Genomic DNA, 12,606 nt, shown 5'->3' with positions numbered 1-12,606 from the left:
GCCGTACCAGCTCAGCTGCCGCACCTTGTCGGGGTTGCTGGTCAGCAGCCTGACCCGGGAGACGCCCAGGGCCCGGAGCATCTGGGCGGCCGCGTGGTAGTCCCGGGCGTCCTCCGCCAGGCGCAGGCCGTGGCCCGTTCCGGCGCGGCCGGTGCCGCGGTCCTGGACGCTGTACGCGTCGAGCTTGTCGTGGAGGCTGAGGTCCGTGCCGCCCGTGCTCTCCTGGCGCAGGTAGATCAGGATGCCGCCGTCCGCCGCCACCCGCTGCAGCGACTCGTCCAGCTGCGGGCCGCAGTCGCAGCGGCCCGAGCCGAGGACGTCGCCGGTCAGGCACTCCGAGTGGACGCGCACCAGCGGGACGCCGGGGTCGCGGCTGTAGGACACCGCGATGTGCTCCAGGCCGTCGGAGAGCCCGTCGAAGGTGATGACGTGCGCGGTCTGCCAGGAGCCGTCTGCCAGGTGGAGCGGGATCTCGACCCGGGAACGGACGCGGGCCCCGCCCCGGTGTCCCGCCGGGGACGGGTCCCACGCCTCGTCGTTCAGCACATCGCAGTTCAGCACTTCGGGCACGGCTGCCTCCCACGGAGATGCACATCCGGCGCGCCGTTCGCCCCGGGTCACTCCAGCATCACCGCCGGGGCGGCCCCGTACAGCACGGACCGGCCCGGTACAGCGACCGAAGTCTTTCCGCGCCGCGTACCGAACCGGGTCCCCGCCGGGGCGGAATCAGGCCGTTCGCTCCGATTCCTGCAGCGGCGCGGCGGCCGCGGGCGTCTCCTCCCCGGCCCCGCCGTCGCCGGCGAACTTGCGGACGGCGGTGCGCAGTCCCGCGGCGATGCCGAAGAAGGCGCACACCGCGGCGATGACGTAGATGATGCCGAGTCCGCGGCTGTCGTTCCAGTCGTGCGAGGAGCCGTACGCGGTGATGGCCGTGCCGAGGCCGGTCATCACGGCCACGGACAGCGTCTCGCACAGCTGCAGGCTGGAGCTCGCCGAGCCCTCCTTGCCCTTGGGGGCCAGGGACAGGACGATCGTGGTGACGGCGGGGTAGACGAAGCCCATGCCGAGGCCGGCGATCGCCCAGCCGACGATCGCGAGCGGGACGCTCTTGAGGTCGGTGCCGACCGCCAGGGCGATCAGTGCGTCACCGGCCACCAGGAGGACGAAGCCGAGGACGACGCGGGCGTGCCGGCCCTTGCCGCCGCTGCGGGTGTCCAGCTTGGCCTGGAGCCAGGCGCCGCTGACCCAGGTGAGGGCACCGGCGGACAGCGCGAGGCCGGAGCCGAGCGTGCTGAGGCCGAGGACGCGGGTCATGCTGAGCGGGAAGAAGGACTCGCCGCCGTAGTAGGCGGCGCTGACCAGGCCGCGCACGATCATGCCGGCGGGCATGCCGCGGCGGACGGTGAGCGTGCCCGCCGGGAGCAGCTTGTTCAGCACGGGCAGGGTGATCGCGATGCCGACCACGACCAGCGGCACCAGCACGGCGATGTTGCGGTTCTCCAGGCCGGCCAGCAGCGCGCCGACGCCGAGCACCAGCAGCACCGTCAGCGGCAGCCGGTTCTCGCCCGGCGAGCCGTCGCCGGTGGGCTTGAGCTTGCGCATCGCCGGCAGGGTGAGCAGCGCGGCGACCGGGACCAGCGGCACGAGGATGAGGAAGACCACCCGCCAGTTGGTGGCACTGGCGATCGCGCCCGCGATGGCCGGGCCGAGCAGGGCGGGCAGGGTCCACGCCGAGGCCACCAGGGCGAGCATCCGGGCACGCAGCGCGTCGGGGTAGGCGAGGCCGACGATCAGGTAGGCCAGGGCCAGCACGCCGCCGACGCCCAGGCCCTGCAGGATGCGGCCCGCCAGCAGGATCCACCAGTTGGTGGCCACCGCGGCGACCACGCAGCCGATGACGAAGACGATGAAGGCCTGCACGTACGGGCGGGTGGGCCCGGCCTTGTCGGCGCCCTGTCCGGCGGCGATGGTGCCGAAGAGGTTGGCGAGCATGAAGGCGGTGAAGGCCCAGCCGAAGAGGTGGACCCCGTCCAGGTCCTCGGCGGCCTCGGGCAGGACGGTCGCGACACCCAGCCAGAGGAAGGCCACCAGGGTGACGGACGTGATGAGCCCTAAGGACAGCGCGCGGTATTGCGGCGAGAGGACGCCGCCCTCGGCGGGGTCGGCGGCGGGCGCCTCGGTCTTGTCGGTCATCGGACCTCCGAACCAGCGGTACATAGGCAATTTGCTATTTAGGAGATCCACTATATAGGCGCTGTTTGATAGCCTGTCAAACGTGAGAGACACTGCGGAGGACAAGACGGACGTCGCCATGCTCCGGGCGCTCGGACACCCCGTGCGGCTCGGCATCATGCGCGCGCTGGCGGCCGAACCCGAGACGTGCGCCTGTGACTTCACCGAGCTCTTCGAGGTCACCCAGCCGACCATCAGCCAGCACCTGAAGGTGCTGCGCGAGGCCGGCCTCGTGGTCACCCGCCGCCGCGGCACCCAGATCTGCTACTCGGTCCGCCCCGACGGGCTCGACCGGCTCCACGAACTCCTGACGGCCATTCAGCCGCCCCGGCTGGCCGCCGCCGGCTGACCGCCCGCCCCGCCCCGGTGCCCGCGCGGACACCGGGGCCGGCGGCGCGCCCTCAGCGGACCGCCTCGAACATGACGATGGGCGGATTGGCCAGGAACCCCTCCCAGTACGCGGCCCCGAAGCGTTCGAGCACCGCCTGCGGCACGTGCAGCGGCACCCACGACACCTTCGTGAACCCCGCCGCCGCGAACGCCGCCTCGTACACCTCCGGCCGGATCAGGCACGTCTCGAAGGTGATCGGCGGCTCCAGCGCCGCGGTCACCCGGATCCGGGTGCCGAAGGCCGAGGTCTCCAGGGGGTCGAAGGCGAAGCCGTACGGGTCGGGCAGCGGCCCCTCGAAGGAGAAGTGCGGGTTCTGCGTCACCCCGATGAACCGCCCGCCCCGCGGCAGCCGTTCGAACGCGCCGCGGCACATGGCCGTGAGCGTCGCCTCCTCCCGCGCGTAGTTGAGGAGGTAGGCCGCCGTCACCACGTCGAAGCGGCCGAGGTCCGGCAGGTCCGCGGCGTCCGCGGCCACGTAGCGGGTGCCCAGCGGCGCCCGCTCCTCGACCGCCCGCGCGGCCGCGACCATCTCCTCCGAGACATCCGCGCCCACCACCCGCCGCGCGCCCAGCATCTTCGCCTGGCGGGTGTAGAAGCCGTCGCCGCACGCCAGGTCGAGGACGTCCAGCCCGGTCACGTCGCCGAGCAGGGCCAGGAAGCTCGCGCGCTCCGGGTGGACCGTGGGCAGCGACCGTGCGTCCTCCCAGCGGGCTCCGATCACGTCGTACTGCGCGGCGGTGCGCTCTTGGGTCATGAGGGGTCTCCTCCGGTGGGCGGGGCCCCGGCCGTGACCGGCTCGGGGAAGGCGGTGGGGGCGTCCGGCGGCGCGGGCGGGCCAAAGGAGCGGTGGACCGGCCTGTGCGCGTCCGCAGCGGCAGGCCCGTCCCGCCGTGCCGGGCGCCCGGCTCCGGCGTGCGGAGAAGGCGGCCCCGTCCTCAGCGTCCGGAGCGATGCCCAGCACGGTGCTCACCGCCTCCCGGCGTCGTCCGCGGCCGTCAGCCCCGCCACGTCCTCCGGGCGCAGCGGGATGCGCGGCAGGGCCAGGCCGGTGGCGTCGCGCACGGCCGCCGCCACGGCGGCGGGGCTGGAGATGTTCGGCGGCTCGCCCACGCCGCGCACGCCGTAGGGGGCGTGCGGGTCGGCCAGTTCGAGCACGTCCACGTGCATCGGCGGTACGTCGTGGACGGTGGGGATGAGGTAGTCGGTGAACGAGGGGTTCTGCATCAGGCCGTCCTCGACCCGGATCTCCTCCATCAGTGCGAGACCCAGGCCCTGCACCGTGCCGCCGTGGATCTGCCCCAGCAGGGCCTGCGGGTTGACGGCCTTGCCGACGTCCTGCGCGGTGGCGATCTCGACCGTCCGGACGAGGCCGAGCTCGGTGTCCACGTCCACCACCGCCCGGTGGGCGGCGAAGGCGAACTGGAAGACCGAGTCGCCCTGTCCCGTGCGCGGGTCCAGGGGGAACGTCGGCCGGTGGTGCCACTCCACGGTCTCCTCGACGGCCTCGTCGCCCAGCACGTCGGCCAGCTTGCACAGCACCTCACCGCCGGCCCCGGTCACCGCTTCGCCGGACAGCCCCGTGGCGGTGCCGGGCCGGCCCAGCAGCCGGTCCGCGCGCTCCAGGACGCGGGCCCGCACCGCCTCGGCCGCCGCCTTGACCGCGCCGCCGGTGACGTACGTCTGGCGGGAGGACGACGAGGGGCCGGCCGAGCCGAAGGCGCTGTCCCCGAACTCCACCGCCACCTGCTCGACGCCGAGTTCGGTGCGGGCGATCTGGGCCTGGACGGTCACCACGCCCTGGCCGACCTCGGCCGCCGCGCTGGTGACCACCGCCCGCACCTGCCCGCCGCCGGCCTCCAGCCGGACCCGGGCCGTGGAGTAGTCGTCGAAGCCCTCCACGAAGCCGACGTTCTTGAAGCCGACGGCGTAGCCCACGCCGCGCACGAGCGACTCGCCCCGCGAGGTGGTGCCGGTCAGGTGGCCGCCCTCCGGCAGCGACGGACCGGGCATCGGCCGCTCCCGCACCCGGCGCAGGAGCTCGGCGACCGGCGCCGGGTGGTCCAGGACCTGGCCGTTGGCCACCGCCGACCCCTCGGCGACCGCGTTGCGGATCCGCAGCTCCACCGGGTCCATGCCCAGCTCGCGGGCGAGCCGGTCCATCTGCGACTCGTAGCCGAAGCAGGTCTGCACGGCGCCGAAGCCCCGCATCGCCCCGCACGGCGGGTTGTTGGTGTAGACGACGCGCACGTCCACCTCGGCGTCCGGCACCTCGTACGGGCCGAGGGAGCAGGTGGCGACGGTGCCGGCCACGGCGGGGGAGCTGGAGGAGTACGCGCCGCCGTCGAGGACGATCGACGCCTTGACGTAGACGAGCCTGCCGTCGCGCGTGGCGCCGTGCTCGTAGGCCATCTTCGCCGGATGGCGGTGCACGTGGCCGACGAAGGACTCGCCGCGCGTGTAGCACATCTTCACCGGGCGGCCGGTGCGCAGCGCCAGCAGGCAGGCGTGCGCGTGCATCGACAGGTCCTCGCGCGCGCCGAACGCCCCGCCCACACCCGCCAGGTACAGCCGCACCTTCTCGCGCGGCAGGCCCAGGGCCTCGACGACCTGGTCGTGGTCGACGTGCAGCCACTGCGTGGCGACGTGCAGGGACACCCCGCCGTCCGGGTCGGGCACGGCCAGGCCGGACTCGGGTCCCAGGAACGCCTGGTCCTGCATGCCGACCTCGTAGACGCCGCGCACTACCACGTCGGCGGTGAGCGGCTCCCCGCGCGCGGCGCGGCCCCGGCGCAGGGGGACGTGCCGCAGGAGGTTGCCGCCCGGGTGCACGGCGGGGGAGTCCGGGGAGACGGCCGCCTCGGCGTCGGTGACCGGCGGCAGCACCTCGTAGGCGACGCGCACCAGCTCCGCCGCGCGGCGGGCCGTCGCCGGGTCCTCGGCGGCCACGACGGCGACGGGCTCGCCCTCGTAGCGCACGGTGTCCACGGCGAGCACCGGCTGGTCGACGACCATCGAGCCGTGCAGGTTGCGGCCGGGCACGTCGCGGTGGGTCAGCACCGCGCGGACGCCGGGCAGGGCCAGCGCGTCGGAGGCGTCGACGGAGAGGATCCGGGCGTGCGGGTGGGGGCTGCGCAGCGTCGTGCCCCACAGCATGTCCTCCGCCTCCAGGTCGGAGGAGTACGCGAAGGTGCCCCGGACCTTCAGCGGCCCGTCGGGGCGCGGCGCGCTGTCGCCGACCGTCCCGGGAGCGCGGCGGGCGTGCGCGGCGTGCGGGGCGTACGGGGTCACGGGCGGGGCTCCAGGGCTCGCGTGCGGTCGGCGGCCAGGCGGACGGCCTCCAGGATGTGCCGGTAGCCGGTGCAGCGGCACAGGTTCCCCGCGAGGGCGTCCTTGATCTCGGCCTCGCCGGGGTCGGGGCAGCGGCGCAGCAGGTCCTCGGTGGCCTTGAGCATGCCGGGCGTGCAGAAGCCGCACTGCACGGCGCCGCAGGCGAGGAAGGCCTCCTGCACGGGGTGCGGCCCGTCCCCGCCGGCCAGGCCCTCGACCGTCTCCACGCTCCGGCCGTGGGCCTGGGGCGCGGGCACCAGGCACGCGCACACCAGCACCCCGTCCAGGTGGACCGAGCACGAGCCGCACTGGCCCTGCTCGCAAGCGTTCTTCGCGCCGTGCAGGCCGAGGCGCTGCCGCAGCACGTACAGCAGGCTCTCCGTCCCGGCCACGCCCTCGACGTCGTGCCGCTCGCCGTTCACCGTCAAGGTCAGGCGCATGACTCCCTCTCCGTCCGCCGGTCCGCGCGGTGGTCGTCCCACACCCAGCCGAGGGCCCGGCGCGCCAGCACGGCCACCGCGTGCCGGCGGTAGGCGGACGAGCCGCGCACGTCGTCGGCCGGTGCGGTCGCCGCCGCGGCCAGTTCCCCGAAGCGTTCGAGCACGCCCTCCGGCAGCGGCCCCCGCGTCCGCCACAACCGCCGTTCGGCGAGCTCGCCGGCGATGAACCGCTCGGCCTCCAGGGCCGGCAGGGGCACCGGCGCCGCCGAGCCGATGCCGGTGCCCACCCACGCGCGGGAGGGCCACAGCGTCACCGCGAACGAGCAGGTCGCCATCACCACGGCGCCGCGCCGCCCGGCCTTGGCGTAGGCCTGCGGGCCCTCCGCCTCCGGTATCCGCACCGCGCGGATCAGCTCGTCCGGCGCACGGACCGTGCGGCCGGGGCCGGTGTAGAAGTCCCGTACCGGCACCCGGCGGGCGCCGCGCACGGACACCAGCTCCACCTGCGCGCCGCACGCCAGCAGCATGGGGTGGACGTCGCCGGTGGGGGAGGCGGTGCCGAGGGCGCCGCCCACGGTGCCACGGTTGCGGATCTGGCGGGAGCCCACGGTGCGGGCCGCCGCCACGAGTCCGGGCAGCGGTGCGGCCAGTTCCTCGACGATCCGGGTGTAGGGCACCGCAGCGCCCAGCCGGACCTCGCCGGCCGACCGCTCCCAGCGGGCCAGGGGGCCTATCCGGGTGAGGTCGACGGCGGCCTCGGGGCGCTCGCGGCCCGTGCTCAGCCGCACCATCACGTCGGTGCCGCCCGCCACGGGGACCGTGCCGGCGCGGGCGGCCATGGCCTCCAGCGCGTCGTCCAGGTGCTCGGGCAGCAGGAAGTCCATGGGAGGTCGTGCCCCGGTCTCCGTGCTCACCCGCGGCTGTCCCCGGCGCCCTTGACGCAGCGGAAGAGCACCCACGGCGGGTTGGCCGTGAAGTCGTCCCAGTACTCCGGCCCGAACTCCAGGACGCCGTCGGTGGACAGCCGCACCGGACTCCACGTGCAGTCACGGAACCCGGCGGCCGTGAAGGCCTCCTCGTACACCCGCCCGGACGGCAGGTAGGCGGTGAAGCTGACCGGGGGCCGGGTGTGCGCCGTGACCCGGATCCGGCCGTCGTGCGCCGGGTCCTCCGCCTGCTCGAAGGAGAAGCCGTACCTCTGCGGCAGGGGCCGGCCGAAGTCGTAGTCCGGGTTCGCGACGAGGGCCCGCAGCTCGCCGCCCCCGCGCAGGTTGCGCGCGCACGACCGGGCCATGAGCCCCATCGTCTCCGGGGAGTCGGCGTAGTTGAACAGGTACGCCGCCAGCAGCACGTCGAAGTCGCCCAGCCGCGGCAGCTCGGTGCCGTCGCCGACCGCGTACTCCACGCCCAGCGGCTCGCGCTCCTCCGCGGCCCGGCCGACCTCGACCATCTTGGGGGAGATGTCCACGCCCAGCACGCGCCGCGCGCCCAGCCGGCGGGCGTGCCGGCTGTAGACGCCCGTGCCGCAGGCGAGGTCGAGCACGCTCCTGTCCCGCACGTCGGCCAGCAGGCCCAGCACGCTGGGCCGTTCCACGAACCGGGTCAGCGGCAGCAGCTTGGAGAGCTCGTAGTCCCCGCCGATCCGGTCGTACTGCAGATCGTCGTGGGCGGGGGGCGCTGCGCTGCCGTCGGCGGCGTCGGTCATGGGGCGCGTCTCCTTCATCCGGACGTTCAGGACCCCACGATTCCGTTCGCCGCGCTGCAGATGGATCACGGAGCGCCCCGTAACACGCCCCGGAGCATTTGGGTGCCGGTACCGAGACAACAGCCCGGGCCGCGCCAGACTGGCGCCGTACCCGCGAAGCCGGGGGAGAGAGGCGGTGCCCATGGAGACCCGGGTCACGGAGATCGCGCCGGACATCTACCGGCTGTCGACGTACGTCGAAGACGCGGACTTCATGTTCAACCAGTTCCTCGTCGACGCCGAGGAGCCGCTGCTGTTCCACTGCGGGCTGCGCTCGCTCTTCCCGCTCGTGTCGCAGGCCGTGGCCCGGGTGCTGCCGGTGGAGAACCTCCGCTGGATCACCTTCGGGCACGTCGAGGCCGACGAGTGCGGCTCGCTCAACTCCTGGCTCGCCGCCGCCCCGCGGGCCCGCGCGGCGCACGGGGCCATGGGCTGCCTGGTGTCCGTGAACGACCTGGCCGACCGGCCGCCCGTGCCGCTGAGCGACGGCGAGGTGATCGACCTCGGCGGGAAGCGGGTCCGGCGGCTGGAGACCCCGCACGTGCCGCACGGCTGGGACGCCGGGCTGCTCTTCGAGGAGACCACGCGGACCCTGTTCTGCGGCGACCTCTTCACCCGCATCGGCGATGCGCCCGCCCTCACGGAACAGGAGATCGTCGGACCGGCCGTCGCCGCCGAGGACGTCTTCGGGGCGACCTGCCTGACGGCCGCCACCGCCCCGGCCATGCGCCGACTCGCCGGGCTGGAGCCGGTGACGCTGGGCCTGATGCACGGCCCCTCCTACAACGGCGACTGCCCGCAGGCGCTGCGCGACCTGGCCGGGGCCTACGAGGAGCGGTTCACCGCCTCGGTGGAGCGCGGGAGCGGCCCGGGCTGAGGCCCGGCGGTCACTTCAGCGGGCCGTACGCGGCGCAGGGCAGGAGAGGTCGGTGCGCGGCAGGGTGCCCCGGGTCAGCCAGGCCGTCGCCGCGTCGCCGGCGCACGGGTCGGCCGTGAACCCGTAGACGCCGTGCCCTCCCTGGGCGGCGTCCACCATGACCGCGCGCCGGCCCAGAGCCTTCCGTACGGCCCGCGCCCCCGCGTACGGCGTGGCGGGGTCGCGGCGGTTCTGCAGCATGAGGATGTTGCGCGGGCCGCGGCCGCCGATGCGCACGGGAGGCTCCGCGGGGCGGTACGGCCAGAAGGCGCACGGCCAGATGTTCCCGGTCATCGCCCCGGCGACCGGATAGCGCCAGGCGTCGTGCTGCTGCGCCCGCCGGTAGGCGGCCACCGAGCGCGGCCACGGGGTGTCCTGGCACAGGACGGCCAGCATGGTCGGCAGCACCAGTTGCTGGGTCCGCGGCTCCAGGGGAACGGCCGCCTGCAGCGGGACCAGCGCCTTCTCCGCCCCGGCCGCGTCGGGCGCGCCGGGTGCGCGGGCGAGGAACCGCCACACGTCCGCCAGGTGCGGGAAGAAGCCGTCCGAGAACAGGGCCTGCAGGGTGATCTGGCGCAGGACGTTGTCGTCCACGGCGTAGTGACCGACGTCCTTCGGACGGGCGGCGGTCTCCGCGAGCAGCCGGGCGTACGTCTCGGACACCTCGTCGGCCGTCGCGCCCAGATGGTAGACGGCGTTGCGTTCGGCCACGTACGCGGTGAGGTCGGGGAAGCGCTGCTGGCTTCCCGGGCCGAAGGCGCGCAGGGCCTTCCACCAGCCGGCCCGGGCGTCGGGCGCGCTGTCCAGGACCACCCGGTCGGTGCGGGCGGGGAAGGCGGTGGCGTACGCGGCGCCGAGGTGGGCGCCGTAGGACACGCCGTAGTACGAGATGCGCTCCTCGCCGAGCGCGCGCCGGATGCGGTCCATGTCCCGGGCGGTGTTGGCCGTGTACATGGTCGGCAGCAGGTCGCCGGCGTTCCGGGCGCACGACTGCGCGATACTGCGGTGGAGTTCGGCGGTGGCGGCGAACGGCCGGTGGGGGAGGGGCATGGACACGGGCGCGTGCCGCAGCTGTGCGGCGCTCAGCCCGCAGGAGACCGGGGTGCTGGTGAACAGGCCGCGCGTGTCGAAGCCGATGAGGTCGTATCCGGCCCGTACGGACGCGGGCACGTGCGCCGCGAACCACAGCGGCATGGGCGTCCCCGGGCCGCCGGGGCCGCCCGGGTTGAGCAGCAGCACCCCGCGCCGGGGGCCGGGGCCGGTGGCCGCGAGCCGGGAGACGCCGATCGTGACGCTGCGGCCGGCCGGTGCCGCGTAGTCCAGCGGCACCCGGACCGTGGCGCACTGCAGGCCGCTGCGGGCGGGCGCCGCGACCTTTGCCGGGCACGGCCCCCACCGCAGGCGCTGCGGGGCGGGCGCGGCCGGACTCCCGCCGGTCAGCAGCACCAGAGCGACCGCCACTCCCGTGGTCCGGCGGTACGCCCGGCGACATCTCACGAAGGGTCCTCTCCACTGGATCTGACGGAGAGTTATGTTCCGGTCGGCGCCTTCTTCAAACGGATCGGGGGCGGGGTGCATCCGGTCGGCGTACGGGGAACGAACGCGCCGGCCCGCGAGGTCTCCCCGGCGCGGTCGATTCCCTCTAGTGTCGGCCGGATGAGGAATGTGATGCGTGCCCTCCTGGTGCCGGTGGTGGCCGCGGCCGCCGTCGCCCTGCCCGTCTCCGCGGCTCACGCGGCCGACGGGTACGACCGGTGCCCCGACGGCTACTACTGCATGTTCTCGGGCCTCGACGGGACCGGCGACATGATCAGACTCAGGGCGGACGCGCCGGATCTCGCGGCGCTCGGCATGGACGACCGGGGCAAGTCGGACTGGAACCGGACCGCTTCGACCATTCATCTCTGGTCCGGCAGGAACTACGACGGCTGCACGGCCGTCACCTCCGCCGGCCCGACCGGCAAGGGCAACTTCTTCCCCGCCTACCGGGACTTCTTCAGCTCGGTGCAGGTCGGCGGGCAGGGCGGCCCGAGCTGCGGCACGCCGCCCGGCGAAGGGCGCTGAGCCGGGCGGGAGCCGCCGTCCACCGCGGCACCGGCGGCTCCTCCCGCATTTAATCCTGGACATTGGATATCCAGGTTATGTAATGTCCAGGTTATGAAGATGAGCGGTGGCGTCGAGTGGGCCTTGCACTGTTGCCTCAACCTGGCCTGGACCGGAGAGGAGCAGGCGGTGCCGGCCGCCCGCCTGGCGGCCTTCTACGACCTACCCACGGCGTACCTCAACAAGCAGATGCAGGCGCTGGCGCGCGAGGGCATCGTCTCCTCCGTGCCCGGCCCCCGCGGCGGCTTCCGGCTGGCCCGGGCGCCCGAGGACATCACCCTGATGGACGTGGTGACGGCGATCGAGGGTCCCGAACCGGCCTTCCGCTGCACCGAGATCCGCGAGCAGGGCCCGCTGGGCGAGCCGGCCGCCGACGGCAGCCGGTGCCTGATCGACCAGGCCATGCGCCGGGCCGAGCTCGCCTGGCGCAGGGAGCTCGCCGCGCAGACTCTCGCCGACGTCAAGAAGAACGCGGAACGGGACGTCCCCGAGGTGCCCGGACGCACCCGCCGCTGGTTCGCGGAAGCACGCGCCTGACCAACCGGCTCCACCACGGACCCGCACGTAGACGCGTACGCAGACGCGTACACAGGCCTGTCCGCAGACCCGCACGACCGCACCGAGGAAGAGCGACCATGTCCCACACCATCGTCAACCCCGCCGCCCTGCACGACCCCACGGGCTTCGGCTACAGCCACGTTGCCGTCGCGCCGTCGCCGGACCTCGTGTTCGTCGCCGGGCAGTACGCCTCCGACGCCGACGGCCACGTGACCTCCGACGACTTCGCCGAGCAGGTCGAGCTCTCCTTCGCCCACCTGGGCACGGCCCTGGCCGCCGCGGGCCTCGACTACAGCCACGTCGTCCGCCTCGGCACCTACGTCGTCGGCAACGACCAGGCCAGGCTGGAAGCCCTGGTCGCGGTCATAGGCCGGATCTGGGGCGACGAGCCCCCGGCCCAGACCCTGCTCGGCGTCGCCGGGCTCGCCCTGCCGGGCATGCTCTTCGAGGTCGACGCGGTCGCCGTACGCCCCTGACCGGCCGGCGGCGGCCTGCCCCTCCCCGCAAAGGGGCAGGCCGCCGCCGTCACGCGCAGGACTCCGCTGCCTCGTGCTGCGGGTGCGGACCGGAGGGAGACGGCGGCCGCTGATCGCCCGTCACCAGCCGCAGGGCGCGGCGGTCGGAGATCGACAGCTTCCGGTAGACCCGGCTCAGGTGCATCTCCACCGTGCGCCGGGTCACGTACAGCCGCCCGGCTATCTCCTTGTTGGTGAGCCCCTCCGCCGCGAGCAGCGCCGTCCGGCGCTCGGCGGGGGTGAGCGAGGCGGGGCCGATCTCGGTGTCGCGGCGCGGGCGCGCCCCCGCCTCGACCATGTCCTGGCGCAGCTCCTGCACCAGGACGTGCGCCGCACACTTCTCGGCCAGCGCGGCCGCGGCCCGCAGGTGCTCGCGGGCC

At 74.4% G+C, this 12,606-nt stretch carries 14 protein-coding genes; 5 read left to right on the top strand and 9 right to left on the bottom strand.

Annotation, left to right across the window (positions count from 1 at the left end):
• Together ribA and V7793_RS23575 are read right to left on the bottom strand one after the other, a co-directional pair.
• Positions 1-570: GTP cyclohydrolase II RibA (gene ribA, locus V7793_RS23580; protein ID WP_336009598.1), on the bottom strand; the 570-nt coding region annotated here is incomplete at its 3' end.
• 156 nt (positions 571-726) lie between these two features.
• Entirely contained in the window at positions 727-2,193 is a 1,467-nt protein-coding gene (locus V7793_RS23575) for an MFS transporter (RefSeq protein ID WP_336009596.1), read from the bottom strand.
• 82 nt (positions 2,194-2,275) lie between these two features.
• Between V7793_RS23575 and V7793_RS23570 the strand changes: the two genes are divergently transcribed.
• Positions 2,276-2,581: an ArsR/SmtB family transcription factor gene (locus V7793_RS23570; protein WP_229899435.1), complete on the top strand. Its 306-nt coding sequence runs from the start codon at positions 2,276-2,278 to the stop codon at positions 2,579-2,581.
• A 52-nt stretch (positions 2,582-2,633) separates the two neighbouring features.
• Here the strand turns inward: V7793_RS23570 and V7793_RS23565 are convergent, their stop codons facing one another.
• The 5 genes from V7793_RS23565 to V7793_RS23545 all read right to left on the bottom strand — a co-directional run bounded on the left by V7793_RS23565 (position 2,634) and on the right by V7793_RS23545 (position 8,095).
• On the bottom strand, positions 2,634-3,377 hold the full coding sequence (locus V7793_RS23565; RefSeq protein WP_336009592.1) for a class I SAM-dependent methyltransferase: 744 nt from the start codon (positions 3,375-3,377) through the stop codon (positions 2,634-2,636).
• 212 nt (positions 3,378-3,589) lie between these two features.
• On the bottom strand, positions 3,590-5,911 hold the full coding sequence (gene pucD, locus V7793_RS23560; RefSeq protein WP_336009590.1) for a xanthine dehydrogenase subunit D: 2,322 nt from the start codon (positions 5,909-5,911) through the stop codon (positions 3,590-3,592).
• Positions 5,908-6,390 carry a (2Fe-2S)-binding protein gene (locus V7793_RS23555; protein ID WP_336009588.1) on the bottom strand — a complete coding sequence of 161 codons (483 nt, stop codon included), beginning with the start codon at positions 6,388-6,390 and terminating at the stop codon, positions 5,908-5,910. The genes pucD and V7793_RS23555 overlap by 4 nt, the downstream gene beginning before the upstream one ends.
• Complete coding sequence (locus tag V7793_RS23550; protein ID WP_443057972.1) at positions 6,381-7,274, bottom strand: FAD binding domain-containing protein; 894 nt, start codon at positions 7,272-7,274, stop codon at positions 6,381-6,383. The genes V7793_RS23555 and V7793_RS23550 overlap by 10 nt, the downstream gene beginning before the upstream one ends.
• Positions 7,275-7,300: 26 nt before the next feature.
• Positions 7,301-8,095 (bottom strand): class I SAM-dependent methyltransferase, encoded by a 795-nt coding sequence (locus V7793_RS23545; RefSeq protein ID WP_336009585.1) that lies wholly within the window; start codon positions 8,093-8,095, stop codon positions 7,301-7,303.
• A 181-nt stretch (positions 8,096-8,276) separates the two neighbouring features.
• On the opposite strand from V7793_RS23545, the gene V7793_RS23540 reads away from it, so the two are divergent.
• Positions 8,277-9,011, top strand: coding sequence for an MBL fold metallo-hydrolase (locus V7793_RS23540; protein WP_336009600.1), 735 nt, complete (start codon positions 8,277-8,279; stop codon positions 9,009-9,011).
• Between the two features lie 15 nt (positions 9,012-9,026).
• Here the strand turns inward: V7793_RS23540 and V7793_RS23535 are convergent, their stop codons facing one another.
• Positions 9,027-10,547, bottom strand: a complete 1,521-nt coding sequence (locus V7793_RS23535; protein ID WP_336009584.1) for an alpha/beta hydrolase — start codon at positions 10,545-10,547, stop codon at positions 9,027-9,029.
• Positions 10,548-10,706: 159 nt separating this feature from the next.
• On the opposite strand from V7793_RS23535, the gene V7793_RS23530 reads away from it, so the two are divergent.
• The 3 genes from V7793_RS23530 to V7793_RS23520 all read left to right on the top strand — a co-directional run bounded on the left by V7793_RS23530 (position 10,707) and on the right by V7793_RS23520 (position 12,187).
• Complete coding sequence (locus tag V7793_RS23530) at positions 10,707-11,114, top strand: peptidase inhibitor family I36 protein (protein ID WP_336009582.1); 408 nt, start codon at positions 10,707-10,709, stop codon at positions 11,112-11,114.
• Positions 11,115-11,207: 93 nt separating this feature from the next.
• Positions 11,208-11,690 (top strand): RrF2 family transcriptional regulator, encoded by a 483-nt coding sequence (locus V7793_RS23525; RefSeq protein ID WP_336009581.1) that lies wholly within the window; start codon positions 11,208-11,210, stop codon positions 11,688-11,690.
• Between the two features lie 98 nt (positions 11,691-11,788).
• Positions 11,789-12,187 carry a RidA family protein gene (locus V7793_RS23520; RefSeq protein ID WP_336009579.1) on the top strand — a complete coding sequence of 133 codons (399 nt, stop codon included), beginning with the start codon at positions 11,789-11,791 and terminating at the stop codon, positions 12,185-12,187.
• A 49-nt stretch (positions 12,188-12,236) separates the two neighbouring features.
• Here V7793_RS23520 and V7793_RS23515 read toward each other — a convergent pair.
• Positions 12,237-12,606: helix-turn-helix domain-containing protein (locus V7793_RS23515; RefSeq protein WP_336009577.1), on the bottom strand; the 370-nt coding region annotated here is incomplete at its 5' end.

It is taken from the genome of Streptomyces sp. KLMMK (assembly GCF_036961605.1).
GTDB classification, from domain to species: domain Bacteria; phylum Actinomycetota; class Actinomycetes; order Streptomycetales; family Streptomycetaceae; genus Streptomyces; species Streptomyces telluris.
Note: the sequence above shows the minus strand (reverse complement) of the source record. Positions and strands in the feature narration are given on the sequence as shown.

What these genes read in the sequence shown, in the direction of transcription:
- V7793_RS23575 (WP_336009596.1), bottom strand. Translation starts at nt 2,193, where the DNA reads ATGACCGACAAGACCGAGGCGCCCGCCGCCGACCCCGCCGAGGGCGGC.
- V7793_RS23565 (WP_336009592.1), bottom strand. Translation starts at nt 3,377, where the DNA reads ATGACCCAAGAGCGCACCGCCGCGCAGTACGACGTGATCGGAGCCCGC.
- V7793_RS23555 (WP_336009588.1), bottom strand. Translation starts at nt 6,390, where the DNA reads ATGCGCCTGACCTTGACGGTGAACGGCGAGCGGCACGACGTCGAGGGC.
- V7793_RS23550 (WP_443057972.1), bottom strand. Translation starts at nt 7,274, where the DNA reads ATGGACTTCCTGCTGCCCGAGCACCTGGACGACGCGCTGGAGGCCATG.
- V7793_RS23545 (WP_336009585.1), bottom strand. Translation starts at nt 8,095, where the DNA reads ATGACCGACGCCGCCGACGGCAGCGCAGCGCCCCCCGCCCACGACGAT.
- V7793_RS23540 (WP_336009600.1), top strand. Translation starts at nt 8,277, where the DNA reads ATGGAGACCCGGGTCACGGAGATCGCGCCGGACATCTACCGGCTGTCG.
- V7793_RS23530 (WP_336009582.1), top strand. Translation starts at nt 10,707, where the DNA reads ATGAGGAATGTGATGCGTGCCCTCCTGGTGCCGGTGGTGGCCGCGGCC.
- V7793_RS23525 (WP_336009581.1), top strand. Translation starts at nt 11,208, where the DNA reads ATGAAGATGAGCGGTGGCGTCGAGTGGGCCTTGCACTGTTGCCTCAAC.
- V7793_RS23520 (WP_336009579.1), top strand. Translation starts at nt 11,789, where the DNA reads ATGTCCCACACCATCGTCAACCCCGCCGCCCTGCACGACCCCACGGGC.